11 protein-coding genes and 1 pseudogene are annotated in these 14,433 nt (G+C 43.9%); 8 read left to right on the forward strand and 4 right to left on the reverse strand.

Going from position 1 to position 14,433, the window contains the following annotated elements:
* Positions 1-256: 256 nt before the first annotated feature.
* From C3F22_RS12545 to ovoA, 3 genes are all read left to right on the forward strand, one after another.
* The gene (locus C3F22_RS12545) at positions 257-493 is read left to right on the forward strand and encodes a DUF2061 domain-containing protein (RefSeq protein ID WP_005232356.1); all 237 of its coding nucleotides are present in this window, start codon (positions 257-259) and stop codon (positions 491-493) included.
* 185 nt (positions 494-678) lie between these two features.
* Positions 679-1,548, forward strand: coding sequence for a LysR family transcriptional regulator (locus C3F22_RS12550; RefSeq protein WP_005232358.1), 870 nt, complete (start codon positions 679-681; stop codon positions 1,546-1,548).
* A 217-nt stretch (positions 1,549-1,765) separates the two neighbouring features.
* Complete coding sequence (gene ovoA / locus C3F22_RS12555; protein ID WP_104427024.1) at positions 1,766-3,889, forward strand: 5-histidylcysteine sulfoxide synthase; 2,124 nt, start codon at positions 1,766-1,768, stop codon at positions 3,887-3,889.
* 43 nt (positions 3,890-3,932) lie between these two features.
* Here the strand turns inward: ovoA and C3F22_RS12560 are convergent, their stop codons facing one another.
* Both C3F22_RS12560 and C3F22_RS12565 read right to left on the reverse strand, forming a co-directional pair.
* Complete coding sequence (locus C3F22_RS12560) at positions 3,933-4,184, reverse strand: DUF2789 domain-containing protein (RefSeq protein WP_005232362.1); 252 nt, start codon at positions 4,182-4,184, stop codon at positions 3,933-3,935.
* Between the two features lie 156 nt (positions 4,185-4,340).
* Positions 4,341-4,991, reverse strand: coding sequence for an HAD family hydrolase (locus C3F22_RS12565; protein WP_005232364.1), 651 nt, complete (start codon positions 4,989-4,991; stop codon positions 4,341-4,343).
* Between the two features lie 182 nt (positions 4,992-5,173).
* Here C3F22_RS12565 and C3F22_RS12570 point away from each other — a divergent pair, with 182 nt between their 5' ends.
* The 3 genes from C3F22_RS12570 (at position 5,174) to C3F22_RS12580 (ending at position 8,525) form a co-directional block, all read left to right on the forward strand.
* The gene (locus tag C3F22_RS12570) at positions 5,174-5,656 is read left to right on the forward strand and encodes an RNA pyrophosphohydrolase (RefSeq protein ID WP_004781838.1); all 483 of its coding nucleotides are present in this window, start codon (positions 5,174-5,176) and stop codon (positions 5,654-5,656) included.
* Between the two features lie 91 nt (positions 5,657-5,747).
* Complete coding sequence (ptsP, locus tag C3F22_RS12575) at positions 5,748-8,045, forward strand: phosphoenolpyruvate--protein phosphotransferase (protein WP_005232368.1); 2,298 nt, start codon at positions 5,748-5,750, stop codon at positions 8,043-8,045.
* A gap of 42 nt (positions 8,046-8,087) precedes the next feature.
* Complete coding sequence (locus C3F22_RS12580; RefSeq protein ID WP_005232370.1) at positions 8,088-8,525, forward strand: hypothetical protein; 438 nt, start codon at positions 8,088-8,090, stop codon at positions 8,523-8,525.
* 56 nt (positions 8,526-8,581) lie between these two features.
* Here C3F22_RS12580 and C3F22_RS12585 read toward each other — a convergent pair whose 3' ends face one another.
* Entirely contained in the window at positions 8,582-8,761 is a 180-nt protein-coding gene (locus tag C3F22_RS12585; RefSeq protein WP_005232372.1) for a hypothetical protein, read from the reverse strand.
* Positions 8,762-9,168: 407 nt separating this feature from the next.
* Here C3F22_RS12585 and C3F22_RS12590 point away from each other — a divergent pair, with 407 nt between their 5' ends.
* Both C3F22_RS12590 and C3F22_RS12595 read left to right on the forward strand, forming a co-directional pair.
* Complete coding sequence (locus tag C3F22_RS12590) at positions 9,169-10,101, forward strand: IS5-like element IS17 family transposase (protein WP_104426403.1); 933 nt, start codon at positions 9,169-9,171, stop codon at positions 10,099-10,101.
* 327 nt (positions 10,102-10,428) lie between these two features.
* Positions 10,429-11,949, forward strand: a complete 1,521-nt coding sequence (locus C3F22_RS12595; RefSeq protein WP_104426639.1) for a catalase — start codon at positions 10,429-10,431, stop codon at positions 11,947-11,949.
* Between the two features lie 97 nt (positions 11,950-12,046).
* Here C3F22_RS12595 and katG read toward each other — a convergent pair.
* Positions 12,047-14,236 (reverse strand): annotated as a pseudogene (gene katG, locus C3F22_RS12600) (catalase/peroxidase HPI).
* Between the last annotated feature and the right edge of the window lie 197 nt (positions 14,237-14,433).

A 14,433-nucleotide genomic window follows, 5' to 3' on the forward strand; every position in this document is an offset into this window, starting at 1 on the left:
GTGCTCCACTGGACTGGGTAAATTCTTTCGCTAATTTTGATTATATCGCTGCATTCACATAAATCTAATTTATCATTTTTATTAGTTAAAAAACTTTTTGGAATCTTTTAAAATTTAAATTAAATCATAGTTTAGCTCTCTTTTTATAAATCTAATTTTCCGATCGTTTTATTAAAAATATTCGTTTTTACAAATTAAATGAGAATTATTATTATTTCCTCATCGGCACAAATTATCTGTTTTGAGGAAGATCCACATGGCACATATTCAACGTTTCGTAGAAAACAATCAGCGCATGTTCAAAAAGACATTTAGCTATTACATCATGCACATCACCGTTGCGATGTTAGTGGGCTATTTTGTCACAGGCAGTTTAACCATGGCGATTGCCTTGAGTTTATTAGAACCGACTGTACAGGCGGTTGCTTTCTTCTTCCACGAGAAAATCTGGGAAGCAAAACGCCAGCAACAGGATGAGGAAATCACCGCATAATTTTTTGTCGATCTTCCTCTTTTAGCCACCTACCCTCGGTGGCTTTTTTTATGACATAAAATAAAACATTTAAAAATGTGTATTAATTCAACATTAAACCAAGAGTTCTATATTTTTACTTTGATTTATTCTTAAATTATTACAATAATAAACTTAAGCATAAAAAAACTTTATAGGTGATCAAGATGAATCTCGCAGCTTTTGAAGCCTTTGTAAAAGTCATGGAAACAGGTTCGATTTCTCTGGCTGCAGATCAGCTTTTTATTACCCAACCGGCTGTGACCAAACGTATTCACAGTCTGGAAGAATATTTCGGGGTGAAATTATTTGAATCTGCGGGCCGTGGTGTACAGGCTACTCATGCGGCACATTCCCTGCTGCCTAAGGTAAAAAACTGGCTGAACGAGCTGGGTGATATTCACTATACCCTGAGTCATGAACAGGGTCAGGTACAAGGTAAACTGAAAATTGGCACCAGTCATCATATTGGCCTGCATCACTTACCGAGCCATCTGCGTGAATATGTACAGCAATATCCAAATGTGACGCTAGATGTACATTTTGTAGATTCAGAACAGGCACATGAACAGGTGATGGCGGGTGATCTGGAACTGGCTTTCCTGACCTTGCCACCGCATGGTGATGAACGTCTGAAATATGTCACCATCTGGAATGATCCTCTGGTTTTTGTGGTAGCGCCGTTCCATCCGCTGGCTCAGCAAAAAAACCTGTCTCTTGAAGATCTTGTGAATTACCCGAGCCTTCTACCTTCTGCGCAGACCTATACCACGCAGATTACTATGGCCGAGTTTGAAAAACAGGGTATCAAGCCGAAAACGACCATGAGCAATAACCCGCTTGAATCCATCCGGATGCTGGTTTCGATTGGTTTAGGCTGGTCAGTCTTACCCAAAACCCTGGTCAATCATGACCTGCAAGAACTGGATCTGAATCTGGAAATGAACCGTCAGCTCGGTATGGTCTGGCATCCGGGTCGTACTCAATCCAAGGCAGCTGAAGCATTGGTTCAACTGATGCAAGGCCCGTCAATTTAAAACTAATTTTCACATTTCTCTGCTTCATCAATATCGGTGCAGCATTTTGTTACCTAAATACATCGCATCTGTCACTTCCTTTCAAGTACTTTTAAAAGCATCAAATTCATTTTCCTGAAGATGAAAAATTAAAACGTACTCAAGGAAGCACAGAATGCAGATCAAATCTTCTGATTCCAAAACTTTATTATCTTCTTCTCATGACCTGCTCGAAGAAATGGGTTTATGGAAACCGCTTAAACCAACGCTACAGCCTACTCCCAACCTTGATTTTGAAGATGAACCGACGACGCGTGCCGTATTACGTAATTATTTTCTAAATACCTTTGACACCTATGAGCAACTGTTTGACTGTCTGAAGAATGAAGAAGCCTTTTATGTCAAACCGATTGCCTTACGTCATCCACTGATCTTTTATTTTGGTCATACTGCCACTTTTTTTATCAATAAGCTGTTGCTGGCTCAACTGATTCCGGAACGTTTAAATCCGCATATGGAAAGCATATTTGCGATTGGTGTAGATGAAATGAGCTGGGATGATCTGGATGAACAGAACTATCACTGGCCTAGCATTCAAGCGGTACGTGATTACCGGCATCAGGTACGTGCCCTGGTCTTGAAAGTGATAGAACATGCGCCGCTACAACTTCCACTAAACTGGCACAATCCTTGGTGGACCATCATCATGGGCATTGAGCATGAACGGATTCATCTGGAAACGTCTTCGGTTTTAATCCGCCAGCATCAGTTACGTTATGTACAAAATCATCCGCAGTGGCGTGCCAATGTCATTACCGGTATTGCACCTGAAAATAGTCTGGTAAAGGTACCGGCAGGTCAGGTCAATTTACATAAAAATTTCGAACATGCTTTTTATGGCTGGGACAATGAATACGGCCACCATCATGCCGAAATTGAAGAATTCGAAGCCTCTAAATATCTGGTATCCAATCAGGAGTTTTTAGCCTTTGTGGAAGCAGAGGGTTATCAGACAGCTAACTACTGGACTGAAGAAGGCCAGCAATGGTTGGCATTTTCTCAAGCCACACATCCTACCTTCTGGATCAAAACTGAACTGGGTTGGTCCTTAAGACTGATGCTGGAAGAAGTTCCGATGCCTTGGGACTGGCCAGTCGAAGTGAATTATCATGAAGCCAAGGCTTTCTGTAACTGGAAATCAGTACAGACCGGAGAGTCCATTCGCCTGCCAACTGAAGATGAATGGTATCGACTGTATGCAGTTTCAGGACTGGATCCCAAATTACCAAGTCCTGAGCAAGCCAATATTGAATTAAAATATGGCCCTAGCTCTTGTCCGGTGGATCATTTTCAGCATGGCGATTTTTATGATGTTCAGGGCAATGTCTGGCAATGGACCGAGACCCCGATTTATCCTTTCGAAGGCTTTCAAGTCCATCCCTTCTATGATGATTTTAGTACCCCTACCTTCGATGGCCAACATCATCTGATTAAAGGCGGTTCCTGGATTTCGGCCGGTAATGAAGCCCTGCACAGTTCACGCTATGCATTCCGGCGACATTTTTTCCAGCATGCCGGTTTTCGCTATGTTGCCGCGGAAGAGACATCACTGCAGTTTCACTCGCAATATGAAAGCGATCAGCTGATTTCCCAATATCTGGAATTCCAGTATGGGGCGGAATATTTCGGTGTTCCAAACTTTGCACAAAGCCTCATCAAACTAGCCCGTCCTTATTTTCAGAACATTCCATGCCATAAAGCACTGGATATCGGGTGTGCGACTGGACGTGCCAGCTTTGAACTGGCTCAAGATTTTGATCAGGTCACCGGTCTAGATTTTTCTGCCCGTTTTATTCAGCAAGGCGTAGTACTGGCCCAAGGAGAGACCCTGCGCTATAGCATTCCTGTTGAGGGCGAACTGGTGGAATATAAATCCTGCTCACTGGCAGAACTTGGACTTGAGCAGGCTGCCAATAAGGTCGAGTTTTATCAGGCCGATGCCTGCAACCTGAAACCTCAGTTTACAGATTATGATTTTATTCTGGCAGCTAACCTGATTGATCGTCTGCATCATCCTAAAGCTTTTCTGAGTGAGATTCATAAGCGCCTGAATATGGGCGGCATTTTGATGCTGGCCTCGCCTTATACCTGGCTGGAAGAACATACAGCACGCAGTGAATGGATCGGCGGATTTAAGCAGGCAGGAGAAAACCTGAGTACCTTAGAGGGCATCAAGGCTTTACTTAGTTCACATTTTGAAATGCTAGACGAACCTGTGGATGTGCCTTTTGTGATTCGGGAAACAGCGCGTAAATATCAACATACCCTGTCCCAAGTAACTTTATGGAAACGAACACAGTAATACCCAAATGAAAAAGCCAATCAACTGATTGGCTTTTTGTTCACTACTCAATTCCGCTAGTGGCATCCTCGTGCAGAGATTCATTGAGCTGATCTACCACAATGGCCCATTCTCCATCTGAAGCAATTTTTTCAGCCAGGAACTGGCGCTGCGCATCTGACCAGTACGGCGCCTCCATCAGGTTTACATCTTTGGGTAATTGATGCTCATGAATAAATTGGGCAATCCCTTCTGCACTTGAATCCAGACCTAACTGTGCAAATAGATGAGTCATACGCGGTCTAACTTGGGTCATTTTCATTACCTCGGCGCTTGCTATCGTTATTGTCGACTTGCTTTATTTGCTCTGAGCATAGCATGTTTATGCAGCAACAGGCATGTCAAAAAGTAGCCTCTTCTGCTTATAAAAAAGCACAACCAAAGTTGTGCCTGATTAAATCGAAAGAATTACTTAAATCGACCAGTTCTGAATTTCCCAGCCCTGTTCTTTAGCCAGTGCTTCCAGACGATCATCCGGATTCACAGCAATGGCATGATCTGCATGTTCCAGCAGAAAACGGTCATTGATTGAATCTGAATAGGCCCAAGACTCGGTCACCTCACGACCAGCCAGCCATTGTTCCAGACGGGTCAGTTTACCTTGCTGATAGCAGGCGATATTGGTCACCTTACCGGTATATTTACCGTCAATGACTTCAGCATTGGTGGCAATAATTTCAGTAATCCCAAACTCACGGAAAATCGGTGCAGTAATAAAGTCCGAAGTTGCAGTAATGCCGACAATTTCATGCCCTGCATCTTTATGGCGCTGAATCGCTTTAAAACCTTCCGGACGCATCTGTGGGCGAATGACTTTTTGCATGAACAGTTGATGTAATTCGGTCAGATAATCATGGTCATGTTGAGTCAAAAACTGGAATACAAATTCATTATAGGCATAAGGATCCAGTTGACCCTTTTTATAGTCCTCATAGAACTTGTCATTCATGGCGCGGTGATGAACGGGATCCACCAGGCCTTCATTGACCAGGAATTCCCCCCAGGAATGATCCGAATCGGTGTTTAACAGGGTGTGATCGAGATCAAATAGCGCCAATTTCATGAAAATACTCGTAAAAACTGAAATTTAAGAAAAAAATTGTAAATCTATCTCCGCTAGTCGATAGAAATTCGTTAAGATCATAGCAATTTTAACATTTTTAAACTTTGCTTTTTTTCGAGTTGGATAAAGAAATAATATTCCCCGAAAGCAAAGGCATAAATTAAACAATTTTAGGTAGCCAAATGATCGACTCAGAAGGTTTCCGACCGAATGTCGGGATCATTTTGGCAAACGATGCTGGACAGGTTTTATGGGCAAAACGCATTGGTCATAATGCATGGCAATTTCCACAAGGAGGTATCCAATATGGAGAAACCCCTGAGCAGGCACTTTATCGTGAGCTGAGAGAAGAAGTTGGCTTACTGCCTGAACACGTCCAGATTATCGCGCAGACCAAAGGATGGTTGCGTTATCGTTTGCCGTATCGATACATTCGCACGGATTCAGATCCGGTATGTATCGGTCAAAAACAGAAGTGGTTTTTACTCAAACTGACGGCACCCGTACAGAACATTCAGCTTGATCTGTCCGATCCGCCCGAATTTGATCAATGGCAATGGGTCAGTTACTGGTATCCATTAGGCCAAGTGGTGAATTTTAAACGCGATGTTTATCGCAAGGCCATGATTGAACTCTGTCAGCAATTACCACAACAAAAACCTTAAAAAAATCGCGTGCATGTGCAGATTTTTTGCTCGGCTATTGTTATAAATAAACTAAATTACCGGACTTCTAAAAAAATACGGAGCAGCACCCATGTCGAATATGCAACTGGATACCCTGAGACGCATTGTCCAAGAGATTAATGCGTCTACCAGTTTGCATGAATCACTCGATATTATGGTCAATCAGGTCGCTGAGGCCATGCATGTGGATGTTTGCTCCATTTATCTGCTCGATGAACGCAACCAGCGTTATCTATTAATGGCATCTAAAGGCCTGAAGCCCGAAGCTGTCGGTCATGTTTCTCTACATACCGGTGAAGGCCTGGTTGGTCTGGTCGGTCAGCGTGAGGAAATCGTTAACCTCGACAATGCCCCTAAGCATGATCGTTTTCTGTATTTACCGGAAACGGGCGAAGAAATTTATAATTCCTTTCTGGGCGTTCCGGTCATGTACCGCCGTAAAGTCATGGGCGTACTGGTTGTCCAAAATCAAGAATCCCAGGATTTTAGTGAAGCAGCCGAATCTTTCCTGGTTACGCTATGTGCTCAGCTTTCGGGCGTAATCGCTCATGCACATGCAGTCGGCAATATTGATGTATTCCGAAAACCAAATAATTTACCGGCATATAAAACCTTCCAGGGCGTATCCGGTTCTGGCGGGATCGCACTTGGTCGCGCCATTGTGCTTTATCCCCCTGCAGATCTAGGCGCTGTTCCGGATCGTGAAGCAGATAATATTAGCGAAGAACTGGCTTTGCTAGATAATGCTTTAAATTCGGTGCGTGAAGAAATTCAGTTCCTGGATGACAAAATGCAGGATGCGCTGATGGCCGAAGAACGTGCTTTGTTCAGTGTATTCCTGCGTATGCTGGATGAAAATGCCCTGCCATCAGAAATTAAAGCACTGATTCGTGATGGTCACTGGGCACAAGGTGCGGTTCGCATCGTGATTGATAACCATGTGGCGCAGTTTGTCCAGATGGAGGATGATTACCTGCGTGAACGTGTCGCTGATCTAAAAGATCTGGGACGTCGTATTCTGGCCAAGTTGCAGGAAGCCGATGAAAGCCATCGCGAACTGACCGATGAAAGCATCCTGATTGGTGAAGAAATTTCAACGGCTGCACTGGTGGAACTGCCTGTTGATAAGATTGCCGCGATTGTCACCACTGAAGGTGCCATGAATTCGCACATGGTGATTGTGGCACGCGCACTCGGTATTCCGACTGTCGTGGGTGTGACTGAACTGCCCATCAATACTCTGGATGACGTCGAGATGATTGTCGATGCGCATCAGGGCCGTATCTTTATCAATCCACCACGTCGTCTGCGTACCCGCTATAAAGAAATTCAGAAAGAAGAAGAACAGATTGCCAAAGATCTACGTCAATACGAGACCAAAGATGCAATTACGCCAGATGGTACCGCTGTACGTCTGTTTGTAAATACCGGCCTGATGATTGATGTGGTTCGTGGTGTACAGCGTGGTGCCAAAGGTGTTGGCCTATACCGTTCGGAAATCCCGTTCATGCTACGTGACCGCTTCCCGGGAGAAGAGGAACAACGTGCCATTTACCGGCAGCAACTGAGTCACTTTGCCAATAAACCGGTAGTCATGCGAACGCTGGATATTGGTGCAGATAAAGACCTGCCATATTTCTCGATTAAGGAAGAAAATTCAGCATTGGGCTGGCGCGGAATTCGTTTTACGCTGGATCATCCTGAAATCTTCTCTTCACAAATTCGCGCCATGCTGAAAGCCAGTATCGGTCTGAACAATCTGCATATCCTGTTGCCGATGGTGACCAGTGTCAGTGAAGTTGAAGAAGCACTGTATCTGTTAGAACGTGATCATCATGCCGTTCAGGAAGAAGAACAGGTCAAAATTACCAAGCCGCAAATCGGGATTATGGTGGAAGTGCCGAGCGTACTGCATCAGATTGATGAGTTTTCTGAACTGGTTGATTTCTTCTCGGTCGGTTCTAACGATTTGACCCAATATTTACTTGCTGTCGACCGTAATAACCCACGTGTGGCCAATGTCTATTCACATTTGCATCCAGCGATTCTGCGTGCTCTGACCCGTCTGGTAGAGGATTGTCACCGTAATAACAAACCGATCAGTATCTGTGGTGAAATGGCTGGTGATCCTCTATCGGCCGTACTATTAATGGCCATGGGATTTAATACCTTGTCCATGAGTTCTAGCAATATTTTGAGAGTCCGAAAAACGATCTGTCATGTACCGATGCCGGATGCACAGGAATTACTCAAACATGTACTAAAACTGGACAATCCACTCATGGTAAAAAGCTGGATGGAGCATTATTTTAGAACACATGGTTTAGGAGATATGGTGAAATCCACCACCCGTATGGTCAGCGCTTAAGGAGGAACTTTTCCAGGTTCCTCTGCATCAGTCGAGGTACTTATGGAATTTGTACTTATCCTGCTTATGCTGGCTGCAGCATTTTATTTTATTATTGCACCGGCCTTACGTTCGCAAAAATCCAGATATACATCTTCTGGTGGTCGTAATAATACAAGTACCAGTCACCAGTATATCCGTGAAACTGAACGTCCTAAAGCCTGTCCCTTATGGGGAATTGAAATTTCTCGTAGCCAGCAACGGCGTTTAGGCAAGAATGATCCATCGGTCATTGCGGCAAAACTGTATCGGCAACAGCTAGGAAAATTTGCCAGTTTTCAGCAGACTCGGCCTATGGCTGATGCTGATCGAAATAGATCTTCGAGTTCTGCGACCCTGCCTCGTTTTTTTCAAAATATGTTTCCCGAAGAAGCTTCTTCAACCACCCGGAGGACTTCACCGCATTCTTCGAAAAGAAATTCATCTTTTAACTATACCTGACAGAATCCCTTAAAATCAGCTTCTGCCCAAAACAGATCTACGTCTTCCTGGCCGCCCTAAGCCGCCCATAAAAAAGGGCGATCATCTTGTTGATATCGCCCTTGTTTGTGCTTGGTATAACCACGTTTTGCATTTTTCTTCCGGTCTACAAAAACCTGGCTTTTGTTGACTTCATGCATGTGTTTTGCCACAAAATTGTGGATCACCACCTGCTTGGCTGTTTTTTTCTTGGCCATTTTGCTCTCTATGTGACTTGGAGGAAGGAGTGAGATAATTATAGGGCTGACTGACTAATTTTCAAGCATATTTGCCAATGCTTTTTTAAAAATAAAGCCCATTTAGCTAGGATTTTCTGTATGCAACAATGCGAGCTATAACCAGAAAATACCCTTATTCCATTCATTATTGTTATGGGTTTCTTCAGCCAAACAAAACTCAATTAAAAAACCATTTAAAATAAACCAGTTATAAAATTCATTTTAAATACCACTTTTCACTTATTATTTTTATCCTTTGATAAAAACATATTATGGACTTAGATATTGTTATTTTCGTTTAATCCCATTCATTATTCGAGTTATTCAAAATAGGCTTTGTTGCACAAACCTATCTGTAAAGGCTTTTTCAGCGATATAATTTTCAAATGAAGAAGCCTACACACAAAATCTACCGCACAACCAATTGGCCCGCATATAACCGAGCACTCATGAGTCGCGGAAATATTGCCATTTGGTTTGATCCTGCTACGCAATGGTATGCTCTATCAAAAGGCAAACAAGGGCGAAATCAAACCTACTCCGACGCAGCTATCCAATGCTGCTTAATGATTAAATCCTTATTCCGTTTGTCTTTACGTATGGTCACTGGCTTTGTGCAAAGTCTGATTAAACTTTGCGGATTAAATTGGACAGCACCAGATTACAGTACGCTTTGTAGAAGACAAAAGCATATTGATATTGCAATCAGCTACCAAAAAAGTAGCGATGGGCTGCATCTACTCGTAGACTCTACAGGCATGAAGTTTCTAGGTGAGGGCGAATGGAAACGCAAGAAACATGGAGCTGAATATCGTCGCCAATGGCGTAAACTACATATTGGTATAGATGCCAAAACCCTACAAATACGCGCTATTCAGCTCACAACCAATAATGTCAGTGATTCACAGGTGCTTGGTGATTTACTTAATCAGATTCCACAAGATGAGCAGATTGACTCTGTTTATACCGATGGAGCTTATGACACCAAGCAATGCCGTCAGGTCATTGCAGATCGGCAAGCACATGCGGTGATTCCACCTAGAAAAAATGCGAAACCATGGAAAGATACAAAGAGTAGCTCGCTAGAGCGAAATGAATTACTTCGAACAGTTACACGTTTAGGCAGGACATTATGGAAAAAATGGTCAGGCTATCATCGCCGCAGTTTGGTGGAAACCAAGATGCATTGCATCAAATTATTAGGCGATAAATTAATGGCAAGAAGCTTTCCTAGTCAGGTGAATGAAATTCATGCACGTGTAGCAGTCCTCAACCGATTTACGGAATTAGGTCGACCACTTACCCAAGTTACGCCTTAAATTTGGCTCAATTAGGGGCGCTTTGCATTTCAAATCTTTGTGCAACAAAGCCTTCAAAATATATAGAATTTGATATTGTCAGAGAGTGGAAAACCCATTACTTTTTAAGAGTAACCATTTAATTTTCAATATTTTAAACTTTATTAACTTTAAAAATATTTTTTGAGTGAGCTCACTCAATTATATCCTGAATTCTATTTTGTGCTGTCACACCCTTTATTTAAAGATATTGTAAATATAGTGAAACCTGATCTGATTAGCATATATTTCAATATTTTATGAATACTAGATAAACGACACAAGATATTCAAAACTTGGAGAGGAAAGATGAGCCAAGATTTTAAAAAATGCCCTGTCACCCACCTGACCACTGAAGCTGGTGCGCCTGTGGTCGACAACCAGAACAGTATGACGGCAGGTGCGCGTGGACCTTTACTTGCTCAGGATTTATGGCTGAATGAAAAACTGGCTAACTTTGTTCGTGAAGTGATTCCTGAGCGCCGTATGCACGCAAAAGGTTCAGGTGCATTTGGTACTTTTACTGTGACCAGTGACATTACTGAGTACACCCGTGCAAAAATTTTCTCGGAAGTTGGCAAAAAAACCGAAATATTTGCCCGTTTTTCGACCGTCGCTGGTGAACGCGGTGCAGCTGATGCAGAACGTGACATTCGTGGTTTTGCCCTGAAGTTCTATACTCAAGAAGGTAACTGGGACCTAGTCGGTAACAATACGCCGGTATTCTTCCTGCGTGATCCACGCAAATTCCCTGACTTAAACAAAGCAGTAAAACGCGATCCGAAAACCAATAAGCGTAGCGCCACCAATAACTGGGATTTCTGGACTTTATTGCCGGAAGCTCTACATCAGGTCACCATTGTAATGTCGGATCGTGGGATTCCAGCCGGCTATCGTCATATGCACGGTTTCGGCAGTCATACCTACAGTTTTATCAATGCCCAAAATGAACGCTTCTGGGTAAAATTCCATATGCGTACCCAGCAAGGCATCAAAAATCTGACTGATGCTGAGGCAGCAGAGCTAATTGCTAAAGACCGTGAAAGCAGCCAGACTGACCTGTTTGATGCGATTGAACGTGGTGATTATCCGAAATGGAAAATGTACGTTCAGATCATGCCTGAAACCGATGCCGAGAAAGTGCCTTATCATCCGTTTGACCTGACCAAAGTCTGGCCGAAAGGTGATTATCCGCTGATTGAAGTAGGTGAATTCGAACTCAACCGTAATCCGGAAAACTATTTCCAGGACGTAGAACAAGCAGCTTTTGCGCCAAGCAATCTGGTACCAGGCATTAGTTACTCACCGGATCGTATGCTACAGGCACGCTTAGTCAACTATGCTGATGCTGCACGTTACCGCGTGGGCGTGAATCATGCCCAGATTCCGGTCAATGCTGCACGTTGTCCGGTACATTCAAATCATCGTGATGGTTTGGGCCGTATGGACGGCAACTATGGTTCATTGCCGCATTATGAGCCGAACAGTTTCAGCCAGTGGCAGGAACAGCCAGAATTCAGAGAGCCACCACTCAAAATCACGGGTGATGCAGATTTCTGGGATTATCGCAAAGATGATAATGACTACTTCAGCCAGCCACGTGCCTTGTTCAACCTGATGAATGATGAGCAGAAACAGGCTCTATTTAATAATACCGCAGCCGCAATGGGTGATGCGCTTGATTTCATCAAGTACCGTCATATCCGTAACTGTTATGCTTGTGATCCAGCCTATGGTGAAGGTGTTGCCCAAGCTCTTGGGATGAGCGTAGCTGATGCCCAGATGGCTCGAGCAACTGATCCAGCCAAAGGCCTACCAAGCTTTCTCTAAGTTTTTCAGCTTGAACTGAGTGAATAAAAAAACCACCCGAGGGTGGTTTTTTATTGGTGTTAAATTAAAGCATCAGGAATATGAATTGTAGTTCAATTTAAGCGGCTTCACGTTGATGTTTAACATCATAACGGTCAGCGTTCATGACTTTGGTCCAGGCTTTGACAAAGTCACTTACAAATTTTTCCTTATTGTCAGCCTGAGCATAGACTTCAGAATAGGCAGGTAAAATTGAGTTAGAACCGAAGACCAGATCGACACGGGTTGCAGTCCATTTCAGGTCATGCGTTTGACGGTCACGGGTTTCGTAAAGATTTTCTTCTACCGGCACCCAGACATTATTCATATCCATCAGGTTCACAAAGAAATCATTGCTCAATACACCGACCCGATCAGTCAGTACGCCATGCTTGCTTCCACCATGATTAGCACCTAGGACCCGCATTCCACCAATTAATACTGTCATTTCTGGTGCTGTAAGTCCCATCAATTGAGTACGATCGACCAGCATTTCTTCTGGCTGAGCGGAGTAGTTCTGTTTTAACCAGTTACGGTAGCCATCATGCAACGGTTCCAGATCTTTAAATGAATAGACATCGGTTTGTTCTTGAGTCGCATTTCCTCGGCTTGGAATAAATGGCACCTGAATATCTACCCCAGCTTCCTGTGCTGCTTTTTCTACTGCGGCCGATCCGCCCAGTACAATCAGGTCAGCGATACTGACTTTTTTCTCTAGACCTGCCTGAATTTCTTCAAGTTTGTTCAGAACTTTATTCAAGCGTTCCGGTTCATTACCAGCCCATTCACGTTGTGGCTGTAAACGAATACGGGCACCATTGGCCCCACCACGATAAGTCCGTGCACTGTCCCAAGCGGTATTGATCAGCTCAAAGCGACTCAAGCCGCTATCCAGCAGTTTTTCTTTCAGGTCCGCAATTTCGCTCTCATTTAAGGTGTAATCTACTGATGGAATTGGATCTTGCCAGATCAGGTCTTCTTCCGGTACATCCGGCCCCAGATAACGAGATTTCGGCCCTAAATCACGATGGGTCAATTTGTACTAGGCACGGGCAAAAGTTTCGGAAAAATACTCCGGATCACGATAGAATTTTTCGGAAATTTCCCGATATCCCGGATCGATTTTCAGCGCTGTATCAGCATCGGTCATGATCGGATTACGGCACACATTGGTGGTATGCGCATCCAATGGGCGATCTTCTTCTTTAATATTGATCGGCTCCCATTGCCATACGCTGGCCGGGCTCTTTTTTAGCTCCCAGTCATAGGTCAGTAGCAGATAAAAGAATTCATTGTCCCAGCGGTTCGGGTTAGTCGTCCAAGCATCTTCCAGACCACTTACCATGGCATAGGCGGCATTACCGGTTTCTTCCGGGTTATTCCAGCCCAAACCCTGTAATTCGAGTGGTGCAGCTTCTGGCTCCGGTCCAAGTACATCTGCCTTATCATTTCCATGTGCTTGCCCGACGGTATGTCCACCTGCCGTCAGAGCGACGGTTTCTTCATCATTCATGGCCATACGGTCGAAGGTGGTACGCATATCCTGTGCGGTTTTTAACGGATCCGGTTTGCCGTCCACCCCTTCCGGATTGACATAAACCAGTCCCATTTGTACTGCAGCAAGAGGATTTTCCAGCGTATTCCGGTCTTCTTCATTGTTATAACGTTCGCGGGTCGCATCCAGCCATTTATGCTCTGCACCCCAGTAAATATCTTTTTCTGGATGCCAGATATCTTCACGCCCACCGGCATAACCAAAGGTTTTTAACCCGGCAACTTCATATGTGACCGTACCAGCCAGAATAATCAAATCCCCCAGGAAATTTTATTGCCATATTTCTTTTTCACTGGCCATAACAGACGGCGGCCTTTGTCGGTATTGACGTTATCTGGCCAGCTATTCAAAGGCGCAAAACGCTGATTGCCGGTATTTGCCCCCACGTCCATCCTGTTTACGGTAGGTTCCGGCCCGATACCAGGCGGTACGCACCATCATGCCAATATAGCTGCCCCAGTCCGCGGGCCACCAGTCCCGGCTGGAGGTTATCAGTTCTTTTAGATCCTGTTTAATTGCTTCCAGATCTAGTTCGCTAAAGGCTTTAGCGTAGTCAAAATCAGGGTCCATGGGGTTCGTTTTGCGGTCATGCTGATGCAAAATATCCAGATTCAGTGCATTGGGCCACCAGTCTATATTCGAGCCACCAGCGACAGTATGCGCACCTTGATAGAAGGGACATTTACTTGTGCCAGGTTGTGTAGGCTTATTCATGAAGGCTTCTCCAGCTTTATAGTTAACCTGCTTGTTTTTCCAAGCTATCTCCATTATGAGCTATTTCACCTTACTGGCTTTTTTACAGAGCTTAAAGATAGACTCACCAAACACTACAATCCTGATGCCAAGCCATAATATTGTAGTAGCCATCCAATTAAGAAAAGTTGATCACTCCCATTTTTATTTTCAAATGA

Origin of the sequence: Acinetobacter sp. ACNIH1 (assembly GCF_002934695.1) — a bacterium.
GTDB lineage: Bacteria > Pseudomonadota > Gammaproteobacteria > Pseudomonadales > Moraxellaceae > Acinetobacter > Acinetobacter variabilis.